The sequence below is a fragment of the Methylobacterium sp. yr668 genome (genome assembly GCF_900116245.1).
Classification (GTDB): Bacteria; Pseudomonadota; Alphaproteobacteria; order Rhizobiales; family Beijerinckiaceae; genus Methylobacterium.
Map to the genome: position 1 here is coordinate 109,276 of NZ_FOZY01000016.1, position 22,484 is coordinate 131,759.

At 66.3% G+C, this 22,484-nt stretch carries 21 protein-coding genes and 1 pseudogene; 11 read left to right on the top strand and 11 right to left on the bottom strand.

Annotated features, from left to right (window positions below; all coding sequences use genetic code 11):
* Window positions 1-31 precede the first annotated feature (31 nt).
* From BM419_RS19850 to BM419_RS19860, 3 genes and pseudogenes are all read right to left on the bottom strand, one after another.
* Complete coding sequence (locus tag BM419_RS19850) at window positions 32-1,384, bottom strand: L-serine ammonia-lyase (RefSeq protein ID WP_091927448.1); 1,353 nt, start codon at window positions 1,382-1,384, stop codon at window positions 32-34.
* A gap of 87 nt (window positions 1,385-1,471) precedes the next feature.
* Window positions 1,472-1,969: an aminomethyltransferase family protein gene (locus BM419_RS19855; RefSeq protein ID WP_244540805.1), complete on the bottom strand. Its 498-nt coding sequence runs from the start codon at window positions 1,967-1,969 to the stop codon at window positions 1,472-1,474.
* Window positions 1,965-2,423, bottom strand: a pseudogene (locus BM419_RS19860) (glycine cleavage T C-terminal barrel domain-containing protein); the annotation flags it as partial. The gene BM419_RS19855 and the pseudogene BM419_RS19860, both read right to left, overlap by 5 nt.
* Window positions 2,424-3,013: 590 nt before the next feature.
* On the opposite strand from BM419_RS19860, the gene BM419_RS19865 reads away from it, so the two are divergent.
* The gene (locus BM419_RS19865; RefSeq protein ID WP_091677196.1) at window positions 3,014-3,526 is read left to right on the top strand and encodes a CYTH domain-containing protein; all 513 of its coding nucleotides are present in this window, start codon (window positions 3,014-3,016) and stop codon (window positions 3,524-3,526) included.
* A gap of 14 nt (window positions 3,527-3,540) precedes the next feature.
* On the opposite strand, the gene BM419_RS19870 is transcribed toward BM419_RS19865, so the two are convergent.
* A complete protein-coding gene (locus tag BM419_RS19870) occupies window positions 3,541-4,284 on the bottom strand; it encodes a dienelactone hydrolase family protein (protein ID WP_091927449.1) in 744 nt (247 codons plus the stop codon).
* A gap of 363 nt (window positions 4,285-4,647) precedes the next feature.
* On the opposite strand from BM419_RS19870, the gene BM419_RS19875 reads away from it, so the two are divergent.
* Together BM419_RS19875 and BM419_RS19880 are read left to right on the top strand one after the other, a co-directional pair.
* Window positions 4,648-7,323: an excinuclease ABC subunit UvrA gene (locus BM419_RS19875; protein ID WP_091927450.1), complete on the top strand. Its 2,676-nt coding sequence runs from the start codon at window positions 4,648-4,650 to the stop codon at window positions 7,321-7,323.
* Window positions 7,324-7,557: 234 nt separating this feature from the next.
* The gene (locus BM419_RS19880; RefSeq protein ID WP_020092140.1) at window positions 7,558-7,851 is read left to right on the top strand and encodes a hypothetical protein; all 294 of its coding nucleotides are present in this window, start codon (window positions 7,558-7,560) and stop codon (window positions 7,849-7,851) included.
* Window positions 7,852-8,024: 173 nt separating this feature from the next.
* On the opposite strand, the gene BM419_RS19885 is transcribed toward BM419_RS19880, so the two are convergent.
* A complete protein-coding gene (locus tag BM419_RS19885) occupies window positions 8,025-8,297 on the bottom strand; it encodes a hypothetical protein (RefSeq protein WP_020092139.1) in 273 nt (90 codons plus the stop codon).
* Window positions 8,298-8,808: 511 nt separating this feature from the next.
* Between BM419_RS19885 and BM419_RS19890 the strand changes: the two genes are divergently transcribed.
* The 7 genes from BM419_RS19890 to BM419_RS19915 all read left to right on the top strand — a co-directional run bounded on the left by BM419_RS19890 (window position 8,809) and on the right by BM419_RS19915 (window position 16,629).
* Window positions 8,809-9,039, top strand: coding sequence for a hypothetical protein (locus BM419_RS19890; protein WP_091927451.1), 231 nt, complete (start codon window positions 8,809-8,811; stop codon window positions 9,037-9,039).
* Window positions 9,040-9,284: 245 nt separating this feature from the next.
* The gene (locus BM419_RS31960; RefSeq protein WP_139257081.1) at window positions 9,285-9,575 is read left to right on the top strand and encodes a site-specific integrase; all 291 of its coding nucleotides are present in this window, start codon (window positions 9,285-9,287) and stop codon (window positions 9,573-9,575) included.
* 47 nt (window positions 9,576-9,622) lie between these two features.
* Window positions 9,623-9,817: a hypothetical protein gene (locus tag BM419_RS31965; RefSeq protein ID WP_139257082.1), complete on the top strand. Its 195-nt coding sequence runs from the start codon at window positions 9,623-9,625 to the stop codon at window positions 9,815-9,817.
* A gap of 317 nt (window positions 9,818-10,134) precedes the next feature.
* Window positions 10,135-11,181, top strand: a complete 1,047-nt coding sequence (locus BM419_RS19895; RefSeq protein ID WP_091927452.1) for a glycosyltransferase family 2 protein — start codon at window positions 10,135-10,137, stop codon at window positions 11,179-11,181.
* 1,593 nt (window positions 11,182-12,774) lie between these two features.
* A complete protein-coding gene (locus BM419_RS19905) occupies window positions 12,775-14,364 on the top strand; it encodes a Hint domain-containing protein (protein ID WP_244540806.1) in 1,590 nt (529 codons plus the stop codon).
* Between the two features lie 475 nt (window positions 14,365-14,839).
* Entirely contained in the window at window positions 14,840-16,096 is a 1,257-nt protein-coding gene (locus BM419_RS19910) for a tyrosine-type recombinase/integrase (RefSeq protein WP_244540807.1), read from the top strand.
* Between the two features lie 275 nt (window positions 16,097-16,371).
* Complete coding sequence (locus tag BM419_RS19915; protein WP_091927454.1) at window positions 16,372-16,629, top strand: DUF6894 family protein; 258 nt, start codon at window positions 16,372-16,374, stop codon at window positions 16,627-16,629.
* Between the two features lie 655 nt (window positions 16,630-17,284).
* Here the strand turns inward: BM419_RS19915 and BM419_RS19925 are convergent.
* From BM419_RS19925 to BM419_RS19950, 6 genes are all read right to left on the bottom strand, one after another.
* Window positions 17,285-18,049 carry a Crp/Fnr family transcriptional regulator gene (locus BM419_RS19925; RefSeq protein WP_091927456.1) on the bottom strand — a complete coding sequence of 255 codons (765 nt, stop codon included), beginning with the start codon at window positions 18,047-18,049 and terminating at the stop codon, window positions 17,285-17,287.
* 461 nt (window positions 18,050-18,510) lie between these two features.
* A complete protein-coding gene (locus tag BM419_RS31975; RefSeq protein WP_139257083.1) occupies window positions 18,511-19,005 on the bottom strand; it encodes a hypothetical protein in 495 nt (164 codons plus the stop codon).
* Complete coding sequence (locus BM419_RS19935; protein ID WP_091927458.1) at window positions 19,002-20,369, bottom strand: hypothetical protein; 1,368 nt, start codon at window positions 20,367-20,369, stop codon at window positions 19,002-19,004. The genes BM419_RS31975 and BM419_RS19935 overlap by 4 nt, the downstream gene beginning before the upstream one ends.
* A 277-nt stretch (window positions 20,370-20,646) precedes the next feature.
* A complete protein-coding gene (locus tag BM419_RS19940) occupies window positions 20,647-21,075 on the bottom strand; it encodes a hypothetical protein (protein WP_091927459.1) in 429 nt (142 codons plus the stop codon).
* The gene (locus BM419_RS19945) at window positions 21,072-21,527 is read right to left on the bottom strand and encodes a hypothetical protein (protein WP_091927464.1); all 456 of its coding nucleotides are present in this window, start codon (window positions 21,525-21,527) and stop codon (window positions 21,072-21,074) included. Before BM419_RS19945 ends, BM419_RS19940 begins: the two co-directional genes overlap by 4 nt.
* Window positions 21,524-22,141 carry a hypothetical protein gene (locus tag BM419_RS19950; RefSeq protein ID WP_091927460.1) on the bottom strand — a complete coding sequence of 206 codons (618 nt, stop codon included), beginning with the start codon at window positions 22,139-22,141 and terminating at the stop codon, window positions 21,524-21,526. The genes BM419_RS19945 and BM419_RS19950 overlap by 4 nt, the downstream gene beginning before the upstream one ends.
* Before the next feature lie 82 nt (window positions 22,142-22,223).
* Here BM419_RS19950 and BM419_RS19955 point away from each other — a divergent pair.
* A partial coding sequence (locus tag BM419_RS19955; RefSeq protein ID WP_139257084.1) for a transposase occupies window positions 22,224-22,484 on the top strand: 261 nt, incomplete at its 3' end.

The following is a 22,484-nucleotide window of genomic DNA, read 5'->3' on the forward strand; positions in this document are numbered from 1 at the left end:
GTCCCCTGCGAGGCCGCGCGGGACGTCGCGCTCAGCAGGCGGCCACGTTGACCGCGAGGCCGCCGAGGGAGGTTTCCTTGTACTTGGCCTGCATGTCGTGGCCGGTCTGGCGCATCGTCTCGATGACCTGATCGAGGCTGACGAAATGCACCCCGTCGCCGTGGAGGGCGAGGGATGCGGCCGCCACCGCCTTGTTGGCACCGAAGGCGTTGCGCTCGATGCAGGGGATCTGGACGAGCCCCCCGATCGGGTCGCAGGTCATGCCCAGATGGTGCTCCATGGCGATCTCGGCGGCGTTGGCGACCTGCCGCGCGTCGCCCCCGAGGACGGACGCGAGCCCGGCCGCCGCCATGGCGGCCGCGGAGCCGACCTCGCCCTGGCAGCCGACCTCGGCGCCCGAGATCGAGGCCCGGCGCTTGATCAGACCGCCGATCGCCGCGGCGGCGAGGAGGTAGTCGCGGCCGCGCGCCTCGCTCCAGCCGGGATAGAAGTCGATGATGTAACGCAGCACCGCCGGCACGATCCCGGCCGCACCGTTGGTCGGCGCCGTGACGATCCGGCCGCCGGACGCGTTCTCCTCGTTCACCGCCAGGGCGAACAGGCTGATCCAGTCCATGATCTCGTGGGCCGGCCGGCTGTTCGTGAGGCGGTTCGCCTCGAGGGTCTCGTGCAGGCGCTTCGCGCGCCGCCGGACCCTGAGGCCGCCGGGCAGCTCGCCGTCCATGCGCAGGCCACGACTGATGCAGGCCAGCATGGCGTCGCGGACGGCGTCGAGCCCGACCTCGATCTCCGCCTCGGTGCGCAGGGCGCGCTCGTTGGCCATCTGCACCTGCGCGATGGTGAGGCCGGTCTCGGCGCAGATCCGCAGCAGGTCGGCACCGCTCTCGAACGGGTGAGGCACCGCGACGGCGCCGAGGCCGCCGGTCTCCCCCGCCCCCTCCTCCTCGACGAAGCCGCCGCCGACCGAGTAGCAGACCACCTCGTCCAGCACGGCGCCGTCGGCGTCCAGGGCGCTGAAGCGCATGCCGTTGGTGTGGCGGGGCAGGACCTCGGCGAAGTTGAAGACAAGGTCCTTCGTCGTGTCGAAGGCGACGCCCGGCAGGCCGATGGCGCCGGTCTCGGCCAGGGTTCGCGTGTAGCCCGTCACGGCGTCCGGATCGACGGTCGCGGGCTCGTGGCCGAGCAGGCCGAGGAAGATCGCCACGTCGGTGCCGTGGCCGCGCCCGGTCCAGGCGAGGGAGCCGAAGATCTCCGCGGACACCCGCGCGACGCCGGCCCGGCCGGCGACGCGGTCGCGGAAGCGGCGCGCGGCCACCATGGGCCCGATCGTGTGGGAACTCGACGGGCCGATCCCGATCTTGAACAGATCGAAGGCGCTGATCATCGCGCGGCGGCTCTCTCCAGCGGGCCGGCCCCGAAGGCGGCTTCCTGCAGCAAGCCATACACGTAGGTCGCGAAGGACCGCCAGCACTCAACCCGGTATGTCGGGACCGGGCCGGGGCGACGGATCAGCACGATCTCGGCCTTGCCGAGGAGCGTGCGGGTGGCGCTGCCCGCCGGGAAGGCGGCGTCGCCGAGGTCCGAGGGGGCAGCTGGCGTTGAAGGCGATCGCGGCCGCGTCCCCGCGGACGTCGATCCCGACATTGCGGTGCGACACGTCCACGAGGGCGTGCGTCCGGCCGGCGAGGTCGGTGCTCACGGCGGCGGCCAGGATGTCGGCATCGGTCTCGGGCGCGCCGATCAGCCACTCGTCGGGGCCGAGGCGGGCGATCCACCGGGTCTCGTCGCCTGACAGGGTGTTGATCGGGCGGTCGAGGGGGAAACCGGCCGCCGACGTGCGGGGACCGCGCAGGCGCAGGGAGAAGCGCGCCTCGGCTTCGGCCGGCCGGATCAGGAGTCCGGCGCCGGCCGGCGCCTCGGTGCGGCCGAGCGGGAGCGCCCGGGCGGTGCGGTAGCGTGCCTCGAGCATGGATGCGCTCCCCCTTGGGATCGAAGAACACCGGCTCGGCCACGGTCGCGGTGGTGAAGCCGTCCGGGGTCGTGACGTGGAGGGTCCGGCCGAGTAGGTCGCGACCGCCCGTCACGAGGGCCAGCGCGATGGAGCGGTCGCAATTCGCGCTCCAGTAGCTCGAGGTGACGTGGCCGAGCCTCCGCATCGGGATCGGCTGGTTCGGGTCGGCGACGACCTGGGCGCCCTCGTCGAGGACGCATCGCGGGTCGTCGGTGACGAGCCCGATCAGCTGCTTGCGGCCGGAGGCGACCCCGTCGGGCCGGGCGAGCGAGCGCTTACCGACGAAGTCCGTCTTCGCCTTGGCGATCATGCCGGCCAGCCCGACATCGTCCGGGGTGACGGTCCCGTCCGTCTCCTGGCCGACGATGTTGTAGCCCTTCTCGGCCCGGTGCACGTGCATCATCTCGGTCCCGGGTCGCGAGGCCCTCGCGCAGCTCCAGCCGAAGATCTAGCTCACGACCGCTAAGGTAATACGCCCCATGTGGTTACGACCTCTGCGATCTACTGCATCTTCCAGTCGTCACTTGTTGCCCCGAGCCTAGCAAGCCTTTTATCAATGACAAAGAAAAGCTACCGGCGGCCCCCTCACGGGCTTGCCTTTCTGCGACGCTTTCTGGCGGGAAGACGACACGTCCGGAATTTTCCCGTCATGAATTCACAATGCACTGCAGCATTGGCATCGATTTAGACAGCGATGAGAACATATTGTGCAGGAACGGCCGCGTTCCTTCGCAGGCGCATCGTTCGCGGCGGCGCCGCTTGTTCTTACGCTCCCGCGATCATCGACTCGGTCACGCCGACGGCACGGTTCGCGCCCGGGCACGACGTCGCCGGATCGACGGCGATCCGAGAGGCTGACGATCGTTCTGCCGCAACGGTGAGCGGCACATCTGCGTCGAGGCCGAGTCCCGTTCCCGTGCGTCCGCACCGGATGCCCCAGTCCGCCTGACTCGGCGGTCCCGATGGGCTACGAGGCGTCCGGCCGAAGCAATGGACGCGTGGATGCGGTTAGAGATCGAGCGGAAGTTCCTCGTGGCAGGCGCGGGCTGGCGCGACGCGGCCACATCCATTCGGCACCTGAAGGACGGCCTGGTCGGTCATTTCGCGCGCGGGAAGGTCCGGGTGCGGCTCGACGGCGAGCGTGCCTGGCTGACGGTCAAGGGCGCGCGCGAAGGCATCGCTCGCGCGGAGTTCGAGTACGAGATCCCGCATGCCGACGGCGCCGCCATGGTCGATCAGGTGTGCACCGGCAACGTGATCGAGAAGATCCGCTACTGCGTGCCGCACGACGGACTGACCTGGGAGGTCGACGTCTTCCAGGGTTCGCTGGCCGGGATGGTCCTGGCCGAGGTCGAGCTCGCGCGGGCCGATCAGTCCTTCAGCAAGCCCGCTTGGCTCGGCGAGGAGGTGACCGGCGACCTGCGGTTCCGCCAGTCCACACTGCTCCATCTCTGCTGCGAGGCCGGCCGGCCGATCACGATGGACGACGTGCTGCGGCTGCCGGTGGCCGCTTAGCGACGCGGCCGCGCTCAACCCTTGCTGCGCAGCACGCGGTCGAACAGGGCGCCCATCGCCGCCCAGCCGCGCTCCGCGACCGCGCGATCGTGGACGGGGAAGTCCGGCATCATCCAGCCGTGCGCGGCGGGATAGGTCTCCGCCGCATACCGAACACCGGCTCGCGACAGCGCCGTCTCCAGCCGCTCGGCCATCGCGGACGGGTAGCTTCCGTCGTTCTCGGCGGCCGCGATATACATCTCGGCCCTCAGCGCGGGCGCCAGACGATGCGGGCTCGCGGGTTCCTCGGTCGCGAGATTGCCGCCGTGGAAGCTGGCGACGGCGGCGAACCGGTCCGGATACGTGCCGGCCGCCGTGATGGCCATGCGGCCGCCCATGCAGAAGCCTACCGCCCCGACCGCGCGCCCCGCGACGTCGTCGCGCGTGTCGAGATAGGCGAGGAACGCCGCTGTATCGGTCGCGGCCTTGAGATTGTCCGTCGTCGCCATCAGCGGGCCGAGGATCGCTCGGAAATCGCCTTTGAACACGTCCGCGGGGACGAAGGGGCCATAGGGCCCGTAGCGGTAGAAGAGATCCGGTAACAGAACGAGATAGCCGCCGGTCGCGAGCCGCCCCGCCATGTCGACGAGGGCCGGTCGGATACCGCCGGCATCCATGTACAGGATCACGGCCGGCCAGGGCCCCGCGCCGTCCGGCGCGACGACGTGCGTCCCGCATACGCCGTCCTCGGTCCGGATCGCGACGTGCTCGTTGACCATGCTCGGTTCCTCGACGGGGCGCCCACACGTTCTGCGCCCGCCTTCGGAAAATCGCCAGGCCGTCGACCGCACCCCACGTCTCGGGCCGCCGGTCGCCATGAGCGAGGAGAAGGCCCGAGACCTGATCCGGTCCGGTGGTGCTGCGGCGACGGTCCACGCCTGCGACCGTGCTATCCCGGTCGCTACCCCGCGAGGCCAGCTGTCTGACGCGTTCCCGGCGCGGTCCGGCTTCGGTTTGTGGGCCGGACGGTATACGGGTCGCCACGGCGGCCCGCGCGGTGACGGCCCCGTCGCCCGCGCCGGTCTCCGGTCTCCCGATTTCACGATCCGCGGGGGCGCCGGCCTCCTCCAAGAAGGCTGCTCATGGACCAAGCGAAACCCCGGCGCGAGACGACGATCGCGCGGGCGGGCGCGGGGCGGACGGGCTACGTCACGGTCCGGGGCGCGCGGGAGCACAACCTGCGCGACATCGACGTGGAGATGCCGCGCGACGCGCTCGTTGTGTTCACGGGTGTCTCCGGATCCGGCAAGTCCTCGCTGGCCTTCGGCACTCTCTACGCGGAGGCGCAGCGCCGCTACTTCGAATCGGTCGCGCCCTACGCGCGGCGGATGATCGACCAGGTCGGCGTCCCCGACGTCGACGCGATCGAGGGCCTCCCGCCCGCTGTCGCGCTCCAGCAGCAGCGCGGCACCCCGAGCGCGCGCTCGTCGGTCGGCAGCGTCACGACCCTGTCGAGCCTCGTGCGCCTGATGTACTCGCGCGCCGGCACCTACCCGCCCGGCCAGCCGATGCTCTACGCCGAGGATTTCTCGCCCAACACGCCGCAGGGCGCCTGCCCGTCCTGCGGCGGCCTCGGGCGGGTCTACCAAGCCACGGAAGCCTCGATGGTGCCGGACCCGTCCCTGACGATCCGCGAGCGGGCCGTCGCGGCCTGGCCGCAGGCCTGGGGCGGCCAGAACCTGCGGGACATCCTTGTCAGCCGGGGCGTCGACGTCGACACGCCCTGGAAAGCGCTGCCCCGGAGGCTCCGGGACTGGATCCTGTTCACGGACGAGCAGCCGCAGGAGCCGGTCTATGCCGGCCTCACCCCGGAGCAGACGCGGCTCGCCCGCCGCCGCGGCCTGGAGCCGAGCTACATGGGCACCTTCACCAGCGCCCGCCGCCACGTGCTCGGCACCTTCACCAACTCGCAGAGCGCGCTGATGCGCCGCCGCGCCGCGCGCTACCTCGTGAGCGAGGATTGCCCGGCCTGCCACGGCAAGCGGCTGAAGCCCGAGGCGCTTTCGGTCACGTTCGCCGGGCTGGATATCGGCGCGCTCTCGCGCATGCCGCTCTCGGCGCTCGCCGAGGCCCTGAGGCCGGCGGCCGAGGACCAGCAGCCCGAGGCCGACGCCGCACCCGCCACCCTCGACCGCGCGGTGGGCCGGAAGGACCGCGCCGAGCGTGCCGCGTCCGGTGGCTCGGCCCATGCGGGCGCGCCGGACGTGCGCGTCACGCCGAATCTGTCGATCGAGAAGCGCCTCGCCGCCCAGCGCCTGGCCTCGGACCTCATCCCGCGCATCGGGACGCTCGCGGATCTGGGCCTGGGCTACCTCTCGCTGGACCGTGTGACCACGACCCTGTCGTCGGGTGAGCTGCAGCGCCTCCGCCTCGCGACCCAGCTGCGCTCGCAGCTGTTCGGCGTCGTCTACGTGCTCGACGAGCCCACGGCCGGTCTGCACCCCGCCGACGGGGACGCCATGCACGACGCGCTGGCCGAGCTGCGCGCCGCGGGCAATTCGCTCTTCGTCGTCGAGCACGACATCGGCACCATGCGCCGCGCCGACTGGCTGGTCGACGTCGGGCCGGAAGCGGGCGAGAACGGCGGCACGATCCTCTACAGCGGGCCGCCGGAGGGCCTGCGTGACGTCGCGGCGTCCCGGACGCGGCTCTACCTGTTCGGGCTGGTGGAGGCGCCCCCGCGGCCGTCGCGGGAGCCCGCGGGGTGGCTGCGCCTCGAAGGCATCGTTCGCAACAACCTGAAGGGCGTCTCGGTCCCCTTCCCGATCGGGTGTCTCACCGCCGTGACCGGCGTCTCGGGCTCCGGGAAGTCGAGCTTGGTCAGTCAGGCCCTGCTCGAGCTGGTCGGCGAGCGTCTCGGCCGGCCGGTGAAGACCGAGGACGAGCCGGACGATCCCCTGGACGAGGTGCCGGGCCCGACGGAGGGCCGCATCGCCGGCGGCATGGACGGGATCGGGCGCCTGGTGCAGGTCGACCAGAAGCCCATCGGGCGCACGCCGCGCTCGAACCTCGCCACCTACACGGGCCTGTTCGACGCCGTCCGCAAGCTGTTCGCCGCGACCCCGGAGGCTCGGCGGCGCCGCTACGATGCGGGCCGCTTCTCCTTCAATGTGGCCAAGGGGCGCTGCCCGGCCTGCGAGGGCGAGGGCTTCGTCAGCGTCGAGCTGCTCTTCATGCCGAGCGTCTACGCCCCCTGCCCGACCTGCCACGGCACGCGCTACGCGCCGGAGACGCTGGCGGTGACGTGGAACGGGCTGAGCATCGCGGACGTGCTCGCGCTGACCGTCGACCGGGCCTGCGCGGCCTTCGCGGACGAGCCGTCCGTGCTGCGGCCGCTCACCGTGCTGCGCGATCTCGGCCTCGGCTACCTGCGGCTCGGCCAGCCTGCGACCGAACTCTCCGGTGGAGAGGCCCAGCGCATCAAGCTCGCCACCGAGCTGCAGCGCGGGCAGCGCGGCGGCACGCTCTACGTCCTCGACGAGCCGACGACCGGCCTGCACCCGACCGACGTCGACCGCCTCATGGTTCAGCTCAACGGTCTGGTCGACGCGGGCAACACCGTCGTCATGGTCGAGCACGACATGCGCGTCGTCGCCCGGGCCGACCACGTGATCGATATGGGCCCCGGCGGCGGCGACCAGGGCGGCACCGTCGTGGCCGCCGGCCGGCCCGAGATCGTCGCCGCGGCCGCGGCCGGCCGCACGGCGCCCTATCTGCGCGAGGAACTCACGACGGTCCGCACGCGGCCGCCGGGCTGAGGTCACCCACCGCGGCCGGCACAGGGCCTGCCGATGGACGAAGGCGTGCCATGAGCACGCGTCGCGCGCCGCATTGCCCGCGGCGGTCCTCCGGTCAATCGGATCGATCGTGTTCCGCGTCGTTCGCGCCGAAGAACGCGCTGCGGTGCAGTATCGATTAAAGTGAGGTTTGCGGGATCAGTACTGAGTCGCCGGAGTTTCAACCGTTACTGCTGAATTCTCCGGAGGATCGCCATGGGCCTCACCGCGTTCGCCGTGTTCGTCATTCCGTGGGTCCTGCTCGCGGTGTTCCTAACGCGGTCCCCTTCAACGCTTCGCCTGGGGACCGCTTCCGCGCCGTGGCGGTCCATCCCGACCCACAAGGAGATGGCCCGCGCCAACCGTCACGCGCTGCACCCGCATGGGCAGCGGGCGGGCGAGACGGACGGAGTCTCGGGCCGGGACCAGCGCGGTCGGACCGATCCGCCCGCGGGCGGTGCGCTGGGCACGAGCGTGGAGCCCACGGAGCCCGACGACAAGCTCAGCTAGCAGATCCGCGCCGGGCATTCCGGCCGGACGTCACCGGCCGATCCAGCGCCGTCGGCGTGCCGCGCGGCGGACGGATGATCATGCCCCGACCCGTACCGCGCCGCCGCGGACCCGACTTTCAGGGTGGCCCCCGTGCGGGCCGCGGCACCCCGCCGAGCCCGGAGTAGCGCCGGTCACGCGCCCACGGTCGCGTGCGGCCTGCAGTAGCTGTCGCGCACCGCGGGAATGTCGTCGTAGCCGTCGACGGTGCAGAAATACGTGCACACCAACCAAGCGGCCAGGGCGAGGCAGAGAACGCCGTTGTAGACCCACAGGCCAATCACCCGCCGGCTCGGCAGGTTCGGCAATCCAACGACGGAGCCCGGTACCCAGTCGACCGCGAACACGATCGTGCAGAAGGCCCCCAGCACGCCGGCCATCATCACGGCGAGAGCGGTGGACGTCATGTGCCTTCCCGATCCCGCTCTCCGCCGGACATGCAGGGCGTTACGCCGGCGCGACCGGCGCGGGCACGACACCTTGGGGCGGACACGCGCAGCCGAACTCCTGTCACAGCTCCCTCCTGACCCTCCGATCCGTGCCACACCAGCTAACCGGGACGGCGCCCCCACGTCGAGATCGGAAAACGCGCCGCACCTTCGTAGGACGCGCCGAAGGCAAGAAAGGTTGGCGGAGTACGCTGCCGAGCCGTTCGGCCATGGTCCTCGAAGGCTCGGTGGGCGCGCTGGGGTTCGAACTTCGGACCCGCTGCGTAAGAGGACGACGCTCCGGGCGCCGAGACGCGCATGTTCTGCTTGCCGGCGTCGCCGACAGCTTGAGCGCGCTCTTGAAATCGATGGACCCGCCGATTGTCCAACGCGGGGCACCGCTGAAGTCGCTCTGCGTGCTTGCCGGAAGTCGCCTCGCCGAACAGACCGCTGCCGCCGCGAATTCTCGGCCGGGAAAGAACGCCTGGTCGTGTTCGACGACTTCCCTGGCTTCGGCCTGCGCGTCGGCGCGGGCGGCTCGCGGCAGCGGATCGTCCAATGCCGCAACGCGATCGATCAGACCAAGCGGGACACCCTCGGCCGGGTCTTGCTGCTCTCGTCGACCGATGCCTGGCGAGCGGCGAGCGAGCGGCCGGTGCTGGCCAAGTCGGGTCGGATCCGCGCGCCGAGGAGCGACGCGCCAAGGCGTGGGCCGTCGTGACGTCCGGGTCGAACACTGAGCAGCCACTTGGAAGCTGCGCGAGCCGCTTCACGCTGTGAGCCGGGCGACAGCCGCCGAGCGCCTCGGGGTGATCTTGAAGGAGAACGAGCCGGACGCGGCGAAAAGGGTGCGGGCCACGCTCTCAGCCATCTATGCGTGGCTGATCGGGAACGGCAGGGCCGAGCCCAACCCCGTAGTCGGCACGATCGAGACGGCTCAGGAGGAGAAGGGCTGCCGGATTGCTCTTGCCCGACGAGATCAAGGCTGCGTTGAAGGCTTGTCGGGATGACGACTTCGGCCGCATCGTCCGCTCGCGAACGCGGACCGGTCAGCGCCGCGAGGAGGTGGCGGGCATGACGCGGGCCGAGCTTGATCTGGCGAGCGGCATCTGGCGACTACCGGGCCAGCGGACCAAGAATAGTCTGCTGCTCGACGTGCCACTGTCCCGCGCCTCGACCTGCTCGCAAAGGTCCAGCCCAGTGCTGGCTGGCCGCTCCTGTTCGGTGGGGGCGCCGCCAGATTCTCGGGATTCTTGAACGCGAAGGCCGCGACAAACAAGCGGTCTGGCGTAACGGAGTGGCGGTTGAACGATCTGCGGCGGACGGTGTCCACCGGCATGAACGAGCGGGGCGTGCTGCCTCACGGTGTCGATGTCTACAACCACACCCTCTATAACGTTGAAAGGAGGGTGGCGCTCGATCAGGCGTCGAATTTCTCTCGGCCACACAATCGTTGCGGACCGCTCAATCGGGTATTTCGGGGCTATATTGTCAAATGAGCGTAGCATTGTTTCCGAAGATGGAGGTTATCAAGGCTCGATTTAGACTTTTTGTCACGTAGATCCGAACATTCGATGGCGATTGAGAAATAATGAAATAATTTGTCTACGCGATGATGTTGGATTGAGTCGAAAATCGAGAGCTGAGACCGAAAATTAATTCGCTTGATCTGAATTGGTCGCCAACAAATCTTCAGCAAAATTCCCTGTATCCGTATGAGTGATATTTGCCGTATTTGCAGTCGAAGATAGATTCAGATGCGAATGATTCGCGGCTGGGCCCCCGGGGTTTCAGTGGCTGAACTGGGAGCCGACAGATGGGTGCAAAGAAGCTCGCGATCATTGTCAACTGTTATAATTACGAGAAATATATAGTCGAAGCGATCGAAAGTGTGAGTTTACAACTCCCTGATGACTGTGAACTGGTCGTCGTGGACGATGGATCGACAGACAGTTCGTGGACTTTGATTCAGGGCACTGGGGTAAAATGTCTACGTAAGGAAAACGGCGGTCCTGTAAGCGCCTGCGTACTCGGCTTAGATAATACGACAGCGAGGCACGTTCTGTTCTTGGATGCTGACGATAAGCTTTCTTCAGGGGCTTTACGGAAAATTGTCGGGGCATTGGATGACAAATACTCTAAGCTCCAGTTTCCCTTGTCAATAATCGATGAAAAAGGGGATGAGCAAGGTAGAATTTTCCCTGATCTGAGCGCTCAAAAAACCAAAAATTCCTACATTCAGGACATATCTGAAACAGGAGCATATGTTTCGCCTCCGACCTCGGGGAATATTTTTCGAAGAGACGTGTGCGATCTTCTTCGGGAGGCATCCTATGATACGGTGGACGGTGTAATCCTTATCGCGGCTCCGTTCATGGGCGAAATCTACACGTTCAACGAGGCGCTGGGATACTATAGGGTTCACGATAAAAATATGTCCTCGACCGGGCGCTTACCTTCAGTCGAGCGGCTTCAATACAGTCAAGAACGATTTTCCAATCGTTTGGAACATTTGAAGCATATACTTTCCGTCAGAAAAATTGACCATGACATTATTGGGAGTCGCAAAAATTATATATACTTGAGAGACCAGATATACATCAATATTGTTTCTGGGGAAAAACTCACGTTGAAACAGGTAGTCGAGCTGGCGGAATATTTTCCGAAATGGTACGGTTCGGCGAGGAGATTGATGACCTTGAGCGCGGCGATCTCTATGATCTTCTTACCTAATCGTGTAGCAAAACTTATACTTCGTGTCAGGTTGAATGGTAGGACACTGCTCGCCAGAACCGCAAAATCTATCCTCAGTTACGCCCGTGGCGCCATCATCAGGCCGGGGCGCAAGGCTCTCCATGAGTGAAACTGAGCTAAGGTTTCGGCCTTCGAGCGTCCTGTCGATATCGACTGTGCATGAGTCTTCGACGTCGCAACCCAGGCGTCAAGGTTGCCGCAGCGGATGCCGGACCAGCGCACACTGAGCTGTCGCGGCGGCGGCGCATTGCCTGGCCGGCCGATCCGGCCGCGCTCAAGCCTGACTCCCGGCACAGGCGCTCTTGACGCCGATGGTCAGGATTATCATCGGCAATCGCACCGCGCCGAAGGATCCGCCTGCGCCCCCCGGCTGACTGGAGCCGCGCCGCCCGCGCGCAGACTAAGCTCCCGACCCTGAGCCGACCTCAGCCCCGCCGGCATTCGTCGCGCGGGACTTCGCCGAATCCATTCTGAGATATGTCGCACTGCGGACGGGCCACATCCGGATCGACCCTTGCGCTGGGGCGCATGAGTGGCGTGCGAACCAACCTGTCGACTTGTTGATAACTATTCTTCCCAGCAGAGGAGCATGAAAGGCCATCAAATCAGTTTCCGTGCCAGATCAGTCTGACCTCCTGTCGCGGAGAGAGCACAACGGATCAAAAAGCGCTGTCTCGAGCCCGGCGATCACCGATTAGGCGACGCTGCATCCTCGACTCCGAGGGCCTACAGGCGTCACGCTGACGGCAAGTACCCGCCCGCGCAAGATTGCGGATGACGGGTCGATACGGATGGTTGGGAACGCGGCGATGTCGGGCGGTCAGGGCGGGAGCGGCGCAGATCCGGTCAACGGCACCGGCGGTCAGCCCGGGGCGGACGAGGTGGCGAACGGCACCGGCGCGGCCGGTGGAAACGGCGGCGCTTCTGCCCAGGGGAGCGGCGGAGGTGCGGGCGGTGCCGCAGGCTCGGTCGGAGGCGCCGGCGGCAACGGGGGCGCGGCGGCTGGTGGAACTGTCACCAACACGTCGGGAACGGGTGGCGCCTACTCGACCAACACGGGCTCCAGCTTTTTCGGGGGGGCTGGCGGGGCTGGCCTTGCCGGTCCGAATCCCGGCGACGGCGGCGGCGGCGGCGGCGGCGGCAGCCACGGCCAGTACCTCTCCAACACGGGGAATGGCGTAGGCTTCACCTTTTCCCGGACCGGCGGCACCGGTGGAACGGGCGGTGCCGGCAACGGGACGGGCGCAGGTGGCGGCGGCGGCAGCGGTGGTTACGGCTTCGTTGAGCCCGGCCCCGGATCCTTCATCGCCAGCGCTCAGATCACCGGCGGGAACGGCGGTGCCGGCGGTGCCGCCGGCGGTCCCGGCGCTTTCGGCGGTGGCGGAGGTAACGGCGGCATCGGACTGTTCCTCTACGGGAGCACGGGCACGAACACCGGCCAGATCACGGGCGGAAACGGCGGCCTGGGCGGAGCCGCGAACGGCGGGACGGCGGGACGGCGGGCGTCGCGGGCCAGGGGGGAGCCGGTCTGTCCGGCGCGAACATCGCCATCACCAACACCGGCACGATCTCGGGCGGCTTCACCGGCGGCAGCACAACCGTCCGGGCCGTCGCTATCAACGTCACGGGCGGCACCAACAGCCTGACCCCCAGCACGGGAACGCTGAACGGCGGCCTCGGGATCGCCGGCGGCGCCACGACATTGCGCGTCCTCGGCAACGCTCTCAACAATCTCGGACCCGTAGCCAACGCCGGCACGTTCGACATCTCGGGGACGACGGCCGGTGCCTCGATCACCACGCTCTCGGGCACCGGCGGGACGACGCTCGGTGCGCAGGCCCTGACCATCACCAACGGTTCGACCAGCTACAGCGGCGCGATCTCCGGTACTGGCGGCGTGGCGGTCACCGGTGGCACGCAGACGCTGACAGGGGTCAGCACCTACTCCGGCGGCACCGCGATCGGTTCGAACGGCGGCGCGGTGTCGAGCACCCTTCAGCTCGGCGGTCCGACCTCGGCCGGCACGGGGACGATCACCTTCGGCACGATGTCGGGCACGGCGACAGCGCGCCTCGGGCTCAATGTGGCGGCTCAGCCGACCAATGGTGGCACCTTCGCCAACACCATCTCCAATTTCGGTTCGGGCAACGAGATCGCGCTCGCCGGCCTGACCAACTCCAGCGTCAGCTACAACAGTGCGAACAGCTCGATCACCATCACCGGCACCCGCTCCGGTGGCGGGCAGGTGAGCGAGAACTTCGTGCTGTCGGCCCCCCGCACGACCAGCTTTGCGGCGGTGTCGGACGGCCAGGGCGGCACGATCGTGCGCGCCGCTACAGCCCCGAACCCCACGAACCCCTCTCAGCCGGCCAACCCAGCCCCCTGCTACGTGACCGGGATGCGGATCCGTGTCCTGCGCGATCGGGTCATCTCGGACGTGCCGGTGGAGCAGCTCGCGGTGGGTGATCTCGCAATCACAGCTGCCGGTACGCCGCGCCCGATCCGTTGGATCGGCACCCGCGCGTACCGGGGATCGATGGTTCCCCCGGCCGAGCGCCCCGTCCGCATCCGGGCCGACGCGCTGGGCGAGGGCGTGCCCGCCCGCGACCTGTTTGTTTCTCCAGATCACTGCCTGTGGCTGGACGGGCTGCTCGCGGCCGCGGGACATCTGGTCAACGGCTCGAGCATCACGCGTGGCGAGGCGGTGGCGGATCTGACCTACTGGCACGTCGAGTTGGACACCCACGACCTGCTGCTTGCGGAGAATGCTCCGGCGGAGAGCTTCCTGGCGGCGCCCGGCGTGCGCGGAGGCTTCGATGGCGTGCAGGCCCTCGACGTCGGCACCGGGCGCATGCCCTACGCTCCGCGCGCCGAACTCGGCCCCGACTTGGCCGCGCTGCGCGGGCGCTTAGCCCTCCGCGCTGTCTCGTTGGACGGTGCGGCAGAGCCGGGCCCGGTGCGAGCGTGGCTGGACCGATGCGTCGTGACGGGCGATGGCCTGCTGCACGTCGGGGGCTGGGCGCGCGACGAGGCGCATCCGGACACCCCGCTGTGCCTGGACGTGTTGGTGGACGGTGCCGTCGTCGCGTTCGCGGTGGCGGCCGAGTTCCGGTCGGACCTTGCTGCGGCCGGCTACGGCGACGGGCGATGCGGCTTCGACCTCGGTGTGCATGTACGCTTCGCTCCGCACGTGCATCATCGTGTCGAAGTGCGTCGCTCGGCCGATGGCCTCTTGATGTGCGCCAAGCGGATGGATGCGGCAGGGTCTTGGATTGCGCTGTTGGCAGCGTAGCGTCGATCGGGACATCCAGCGCCGACCCTCAGCCCCGCCGGCACCGCCGCGCGGGGCTTTTTCGGCGGCTTGCCCGCGACCGAGTGGATGTGGGCGAGGCGCATCGTGCGACGGTCACGATCGTGAACCAGTCCCCTCCATTTGCGCGCTCATCTTCGAAGTCGACCGTCAGAATTCAATGCTCGAAGCGTTGCGATGGCGTGGCGAACCGAAGCCCTCAGCCGTGAAGCGAGCTTCCGCGGACCTCGCTCGCCCGTCGAGGTTTGGCGGACGGAGAGCGCTTCAACGCTGCGATGAAGATTGCCGGCCGGTCTGCCTTGTCACCGCGCGCTCCACGGGATTGAGATCCTATGAGCCCGCAGTAGGCTAAGTCTTGGTGGGCGCACTAGGGTTCGAACCTAGGACCCGCTGATTAAGAGGACTAGGCTCCGGGGACCAAGACGCGCATTTTCTGCTTACCGGCGCCGCCGACAGCTTGATCGCGCTCTCAGAATTTGATGTACCCTCTGATTGTCGAACTTCGGGCGCCGCTGAAATCGCTCCGCCTGCTTACCGCGTGCTTACCGGAATGCGCCTCACCAATCAGACCGCTGCCGCTGCGCAGCTCCCGGCCGGGAAGGATCGCCTCGTCGTATTCGACGATGACCTGCCGGGCTTCGGCCTGCGGGTCAGCGCGGGCGGCTCACGGCAGTGGATCGTCCAATACCGCAATGCCATCGGTCAGACCAAGCGGGAGACCCTCGGTCGGGTCGGGCTGCTGTCGGCGACTGATGCCCGGCGGGCGGCGAGCGAGCGGCTGGCGCGGGCGAAGCTGGGCGAGGACCCGCACGCCGAGAAGCAGCTCGCGAAGGCCCGCGCCCTGGTCACCCTCGGGAGCAAGGTCAATCCCTACCTGGAGGCGGCCGCGTCGCGGCTCCGGGACAGCTCGCTGCGGGACGCGACGCGTTACATGCGCGTTGCCTGGAAGCCGCTGCACCGCGAGCCGCTACATGCCGTGACGCGGGCGAAAGTGGCGGAACGCCTCGCCGAGATCTCGAAGGACAGCGGCCCCTACGCGGCGAACCGGGCGCGGGCCACGCTCTCGGCGTTCTTCGCGTGGCTGATCGGCACCGGCGCGGCCGAGACGAATCCGGTGATGGGCACGATCAAGACCGCCCAAGAGGAGAAGCGCCGCCGGGTGCTCACGCCCGACGAGATCAAGTCCGTGCTCAAGGCCTGTCGAGACGACGACTTCGGCAGTATCGTCCGGCTGCTGCTGCTGACCGGTCAGCGCCGCGAGGAGGTGGCGGGACTGACCTGGGCCGAGCTCGACCTCGTCGGTGGCATCTGGCATTTGCCAGGCGAGCGGACCAAGAACAGCCTGCCGCACGACGTGCCGCTGTCCCGCCCTGCCCTCGACATCCTGGCGAAGGTTCAGCCTATCTCAGGACGAGCTTACCTGTTCGGCGATGGTGCGGGCGCATTCTCGGGCTTCTCGAAGGCGAAGGCCGCGCTCGACAAGCGGTCCGGCGTCACGGACTGGCGGCTACACGACCTGCGGCGAACCGTGTCGACCGGCATGAACGAGCGGGGCGTGCTTCCCCACGTCGTCGAGGCGGTGCTCAACCACATCTCAGGATCCCGGGCGGGGGTGGCCGGCGTCTACAACCACGCGCTCTACAATCCAGAGAAGCGGGCGGCCCTGGACTTGTGGGCCAACTATCTCGCCGCCACAGAAACCTCTGCAGACTGAGCACTCGACCAGTCGTCGAGTGGGGGGGCGCCATGGCTCGCAGGCTGAAACCCGGCTGGGCTTCTCGCCTAGCGCTTCACACCGCCCGAACTTTGGAAGCGCAGAGCCATTTAGGCTAATAGTCCTCCTTAAATAATCGCGGAAATTCGCCGATTACCATCATATTTGGGATCGCGCAGTTCTGAATTTGGGCACCGTAAGCCCAACTGCCGTCTTAATTCCGGCTTGGCGCGGTTGAGGGTATCTAGGCCCATAGTGAGCCGGTGGAGATCTGTATGCCGCGCTATCACTTCAATGTTTATGACGGCGTGAACCTGCTCGATAAGAAGGGGGTCGAACTGCCGGACGCCATTTTCGCGCGAAGAGAAGCTATCCGGTATGCAGGTGTCCTGCTTGAAGAGGGGGCAAGGCTAGAGAGCCTGGGGCAAGAATGGCGAATGGAAGTTACGGATGGTAAAGAGCTGATCTTGTTCAGGCTCGATTTCTTCGTCACCGCGTCTCCGGTCATGAGGCCGTCAGCGATGCCGAAATAGTAATTTTGAATTCTCATCGAGCCGACTTCGTGCGCAGCTTGGATATGATGCCGGAACTTTTGTTGAAATAATTGTTGGTCTTTCACCGGATTTTCGGCAGCATTATCGATTGATAAAATTGGACCAGCAAGAAGGTTGTTTCGATAAAAGCGACCGATCAACGTTCTTGCTCGATTTGGCGACAGTTGATAGATTTCGACTAAGTTGATAATCGTTTCCGAAAAACTCGCTCGGCTGCCACCTTCCTTTTTAAAATCTTCCACGATCCTGTCCGCTTGAGCCATCGTCATGAGATCACGCTTAATTTCCATATTTGATGGGAGTGAAATCTTGCGACCAAAGCGCTTTTGCTAGTGCCAGCGATGGTCACATAACTGCATTTCATTAGCCTACGAGTGGAGCCGCTGGCGTATCCAACGCGTTGCGTCTTGAAGAGTGTCGAATATAGGGGCTCGCACTCGTGCGAGACGTCCTAATCCAACCTCCATAAACCATGCCCCGCACCGCGCGTGCTCTGGCGCGTCGAGGCGGACTAAAACAGCCACTAGTAAACCATTGACCAGCACCAGCATACCGGTCTGGTCCGGACTCGCCGTGTCGACGGATATGGGCTGGAGAACGACCAGGCTCTCGATGTTTTCCCGGCCAGCCAACCTTACCCACCCTGGACGCTGCCCAGCCACGGCACCTGCCGGCGGCCACTCCAACGCGCGTTCCTGAGGTGGAGGTAGTTTGAATTGAACCCACAGTACGCCTTCAGCTGATCCACGTCTAGGATCGTCAGAACCCGGTGCTTCAGCGTGATGAGGTCGAGGTTCCGCAGCTCCCTCAATGTCCGGCTGACCTGGACTTCCGATAAGCCCATCGTGTCGGCGACATCGGACTGCGTGAACGGGAACGCATAGCTATTGTCGTCGACGCGCCCCACCGCCTGCAGACGGAGCAGCAGTTCACAGAAAAGGTGCGCAATCCGCTGATCGGCCTGACGTCCACCGATGTTGACCAGCCATTCGCGCAGCACGGCCTCATCGACGAGGGCGCACCACATCAAGGCCCGGGTCACCTGCGGATGGTGCGCCGTAATCTCCTCGATGGCAGGGCGCGGTATCTCGACCACATTGCATGGAGAGATCGTGCCGATGGCATGGTCCATCTGATCGAGGATGAACACGTTCAGGTCGCAGAAGTCACCCGGCACGAGGAAGGCCATGATCTGGCGCTGGCCGTCCGGCAGAATCTTGTAGCGGCAGGCGTAGCCGTCGAGGATAAGATGAACGTGGCCGGGGACGTCACCTTCTTGTATCAGATCCGTTCGCGCCCCTACCCGCCGCACCCGTGTAACGAGCACCCTCAAGGCCGCACGGTCAACGTCGGTGAGTTCCTCGAAACTCTCTAGTTTGCGGATCAGCGCGTCTTGCATCGGGTCACGGCAGCGAAGGGCAGTCTCTAACCCTACGTTCGGTTCAAGACAAAAATCTCCGTCATAGGACGGGATTTGAAGGCTAGCGGTACGTCAGTGGCTAAGAGCATGATTAGTGCTGCGGTCGACTGCGTCAGAAGCGGGCCTCACACTACCACGACCGCATGGACAGCCGTATTCGGAATAGCAAAAGCCGCCCCTCACGGTCAGGGCAGCTCTGAAGCAGCCGACCAGCAATCGGTCCCGGGCATCAAATTAGATCACCGGATTACAGCTCCGGCGTGGTTTTCTTGAGTCCCTCTACCCAGGCATCGAGGTCGCCGCGGCGGACGCCGGATCGGCGCTCGCTGAGCTGTAGCATCGGAGGCCCCTTCCCTTCCCTGCAAAGGCGGCGGAGCGTAGTCGCGCTTAGGCCGAGCTCTCGGCAAACGTCCGGGAAGCGCACCACGGCGCGCGCGGGATCAATGGCGGGCATAGGCCTGCTCCTGGGTCACACCTTGACGAGTTGCGGACCCCGAATGGTTGGCATCGGAGACGAACCGGGCGCATTCAACAATCGTTGTGCGCTGAGGGTAATTTTCCGCTTCCATTAATAGATTTATTTCGCAAAAACCGTCATATGAGCTATTATTACTCAAAATTTTGATGATAGATTTGATCTTTGGGCCGGATGCGGCAACTATGCCATATTCTTTTCGAGACCGGACGTGGCGAGCGGCTTTAAAGACTGGGGAAATATTCTTTGATAATAATATCGAAAGCCTTGATTGCCTCGTTTGGGAAATCGGGAAATTCGGCGCATTGATCGAAGTGAAGCGGCAGTCTGAGATTCCGGACATATTCCGATTAATATCAACGGCCCTATTTCTGAACGAAGATTGCGAGGTGCTCTGGCGCGAAGGCCGAAAGATCGAGCTGAAGTTCGTGCCTTCGATGGTGAAAGCGTGAGAGATCACCGCTTCGCTCCCATCGCCACCGCCCAATTCGGGTTCTGCCCAGCCGAGCCGAACAGCGCCGGCAGCACGCCCTCAACGACGGTGTGCAGCTCGGTCAGTCGTTGGCAGGAGGCGTCGCTCGCCTCGCCGCGGATCGTCTGCGCCCGCTTGCTACGGCCCGGCACCGGCTGGTCCTTCGGGCCGAATGCGTCGCCGGACACGAAGGCTTGGAACACCATGTCGGTCGCGATGATGCCGATCCGGTCTTGGGTCTCAGCCGACAGACTGCGCCACCCGGTCTCGACCTCAGCTTGGTCCGGAACGCCAAAACTGCCCCGATTTTCGCCCGGCGGAATCACTGATTCAGGTGATTGGTTTGGCTCAGCTTTTTGCTGCCGAACCGCCGAAAACCGCCCAGCCGACTCACATGCTATCACGGCCCTTGCGAGATGCTCGATGTGCTCGCCGTCGCGGTCGTACAGCGCGGCATCCCGGACGTAGAACGCGGCTAGGGCGTGCAGACCTTCCGTGGCGACCGGCATGGCCTGCCGAACCGCCAAGAGAGCATCGTGAGCGTCGGCGGCGGCCTGGTTGCAGGCCCGCATCTGGGCATCGTCGTCCTCGTCGAGATCCCGGCAGGCGACGGTATGGGCTGTAGCTGCGGCATCGGCCGCCTCGATCAGGCCGAAGATCGGATCGATCGCCGGCACGTGCGGCAGGATCTCGGGCGCGCTCACGCCAGCCAGCGCCCTGGCGATGTGCTTGAGATCTTCCGACGCGATGGTGCTGGCGGTCGCGACGTATCGCCGGACCAGCGCTGCAAGACCCGCCAGCGTCGTCGGCACAGTCGAAGCGAACATGGCCTCGACCTCGCCGCGCCGCCGATCCTCGGCCTCGAACCGCGCATTGGCTTCCGGGCTCTCGTCGCCGGCGGTCTCGGCCAGCACCTGGTCAGCTCGGCGATCGGCATCCTCGACAGCTGCCAGCGCCGCAAAGATCGGATCCGGCCTAGCCGTAGGGTACGCACCAGACGCGGACCCTTTGAGCTCCCCGGATTGGGGGAGCCGGAAATCACCGCACTCCAGCAACGCGGCTAGGTCCATGGCCCGGCCGAGGAGGATGCCGTAGTTCGGCTGGTAGTCCGTGGCGTTGACCGCCTCGTCGGTCAGCCACCATTGCAGGTGCGCGAGCAGCGCGCCGGCACCCTCTGGCAGCGACCGCCCTAGGATCGGGAACGCGCAGGCTGCTTCTACCAGCGCTTCGAGGGCGTCCAGCATCTCGCAGCTGGCGAACTCGCTGTCCTCGCCTTCCGGTGCGATCTGGAAGGCATCGTAGGCAGCACGGTGGGCGGAGATCGCCGCGTGGAGCGGGCTGACAGCGATCATGCCGACCTCCCATAGCGCCCCGGGAGCCGGCGGTACCAAAGCATGATCAGGAGTGCGAACTCGCTCTCCGACCTGCCTTGGCCGTAAGCCCACGTCTCGCCTCTACCAATCTGCGGGTGGCCTGCAGCATCGTACAAAGCCCCCTCGAACTCATCGACGACCGCTGCGACCCCAGGATCTTCCAGAAGCCGGTCCAGTTTGCCGTGAGGCCAGACCCGGCCGAGATGATCGCGGGTCCTGGTTGTGTCCCAGTTGCGGGTACGCCGAGCCCCTCTCGTCACGACGCGCCTCCCTGATTGCGGAAGGCCTGCATCGCGAACTCGACCCTCTTCTCGGGGCTCAGGCCGGCCGTGAGGGCGTTCAAAGCGGCGGCGCCCGCCCGGGAGTACTCACGTTCCACAAGGTCGGGCGTCGTGCTGATGCCCTTCCCGACCTCCTGGGCCATGCCGATGAAGCCGTGAGCGACAAAGTGCGGCGCGATCAGCAAGGGCTCGCCGTCGACCTCGACCGTGCGGCAGGCCTTCTTCCAGCTCTTCAGGAGCGCCGCCTTCAGGATGCGACGCAGGTCACGTGGCAGCGCGAGCGCCGCCAGCAACTCTTCGTGGGCATGCCACGGCATGTCGGGGCCGGCGGCCGGGCCGCGGAAGAAGCGGACCGACACGCCGTTGATCGTGGCGGTGTGGATGGGGGCAGCACGCTCAATCATGCCGAGCCCTCCGCGAACGCTGCCGGCCTGATTTCGCGAGCACGAGCCCAGATCTCCGTCACCAGCTCGTCGTCGAGCATGTCGGCCGCGGCGATTACGAAGGCCTTGCGTTGGACGTCGCCAGGTACGGCCTTGGCGGCAGCCTGCACCTGGGCGAGACGCTCGGCCTTGCGCAACTCGCCGATGCGCTGCTGCATCCGAGGCCGGATCCGGCGTTTGCGCTTGAGGGCCGTCTCGGCTCGGCGACGCCACTCCGGATCGTTTGGGCTCGCACCGTCCCGAGCCGCATCGACCTGCAGCTCGATGTTGATGATCGCCGCGTCGAGGTCGTCGAGGATCGTCTGACCCTCTGCGGCCGTGGTGATGTCGTCGAGGTGCACCTCGCGCCCGTCGCTCATCAGGACGGTGTTGATGCCCCGCATTTGGGGAGGGTTGATTGCGCTCACCGTCATGCTCCCCATGCCTGGGCGATCTCTGCGCGCAGTTCGGGATTGTGCCTCAGCGAGATCTCGCACAGCAGCTCGAACTGGATCAGCGTCTCGAGCCGCATGTTCCGCTCGAGATCGTCGGCCGGAGCCCGCCGCCGGATTTCCTCCGCGATGCGGTTGCGGATCTCGCCGGCCCTGTCCTGCTCGCAGTCGACTATGCGTCCACCAGCGGTCGAGACGTGGCACTGACCGTCCGCACTTGCTCTGGCCCACGGCTGGCTGCTGACGGCGAGCCAGCTGTCAGCAACCCCGTTGAAGCGGTCGTACAGGTTGTTAAGCTCTAGGATCGTGAGGCCTGAGAGATCGATCGCTGCAGCCTGAGTCACTGCCCACGCCCGGTCCGCCTGACATTCGGTCATGGTGCCTTCCGAGGAATGGTCGGGAAGGATCGACGCGAGAGACCCAGCGCGATTTACAGCCTGAAACTCTGCGGCGACGCGCTCATGCGGGGAGAACTGCGTGGGATCATCGTTTATGCCGGCGTCCCACGCCAAGAGACCGACCGGACCTAGGCACTTGAGTGCCATGCCGATCGTGGTGGTCGGCTTGGTCTCTGCCAGTTGTCGCGCCAGCGCCATGACAGCCTCATGGTGCGGCTGATCCGCCCCCAATGAAGTGGTCCGCCCTTTGGTATGGCTTTCGAGCCTGGAGGACGGATCGATGTCGAGGAAGCGACCCAAGCCTGAGGAGATTGTCGCAAAGCTGCGGCAGGCGGACGTGCTGGTCGGCCAAGGCCAGAGCGTGGCGGAGGCGATCCGCGCGATCGGCGTGAGCGAGGTGACGTACTACCGCTGGCGGCGTGAGTACGGCGGCCTGAAGTCGGATCAGGTCCGGCGGATGAAGGATCTGGAGACGGAGAACCAGCGGCTCAGAAAAGCCATCGCGGATCTCACCCTGGACAAGTTGATCCTGCAGGAGGCG

Coding starts and splice junctions, on each gene's coding strand:
- BM419_RS19850 (WP_091927448.1), bottom strand. CDS start 1,384: ATGATCAGCGCCTTCGATCTGTTCAAGATCGGGATCGGCCCGTCGAGT.
- BM419_RS19855 (WP_244540805.1), bottom strand. CDS start 1,969: ATGCTCGAGGCACGCTACCGCACCGCCCGGGCGCTCCCGCTCGGCCGC.
- BM419_RS19865 (WP_091677196.1), top strand. CDS start 3,014: ATGCGGTTAGAGATCGAGCGGAAGTTCCTCGTGGCAGGCGCGGGCTGG.
- BM419_RS19870 (WP_091927449.1), bottom strand. CDS start 4,284: ATGGTCAACGAGCACGTCGCGATCCGGACCGAGGACGGCGTATGCGGG.
- BM419_RS19875 (WP_091927450.1), top strand. CDS start 4,648: ATGGACCAAGCGAAACCCCGGCGCGAGACGACGATCGCGCGGGCGGGC.
- BM419_RS19880 (WP_020092140.1), top strand. CDS start 7,558: ATGGGCCTCACCGCGTTCGCCGTGTTCGTCATTCCGTGGGTCCTGCTC.
- BM419_RS19885 (WP_020092139.1), bottom strand. CDS start 8,297: ATGACGTCCACCGCTCTCGCCGTGATGATGGCCGGCGTGCTGGGGGCC.
- BM419_RS19895 (WP_091927452.1), top strand. CDS start 10,135: ATGGGTGCAAAGAAGCTCGCGATCATTGTCAACTGTTATAATTACGAG.
- BM419_RS19915 (WP_091927454.1), top strand. CDS start 16,372: ATGCCGCGCTATCACTTCAATGTTTATGACGGCGTGAACCTGCTCGAT.
- BM419_RS19925 (WP_091927456.1), bottom strand. CDS start 18,049: ATGCAAGACGCGCTGATCCGCAAACTAGAGAGTTTCGAGGAACTCACC.
- BM419_RS19935 (WP_091927458.1), bottom strand. CDS start 20,369: ATGATCGCTGTCAGCCCGCTCCACGCGGCGATCTCCGCCCACCGTGCT.
- BM419_RS19940 (WP_091927459.1), bottom strand. CDS start 21,075: ATGATTGAGCGTGCTGCCCCCATCCACACCGCCACGATCAACGGCGTG.
- BM419_RS19945 (WP_091927464.1), bottom strand. CDS start 21,527: ATGACGGTGAGCGCAATCAACCCTCCCCAAATGCGGGGCATCAACACC.
- BM419_RS19950 (WP_091927460.1), bottom strand. CDS start 22,141: ATGGCGCTGGCGCGACAACTGGCAGAGACCAAGCCGACCACCACGATC.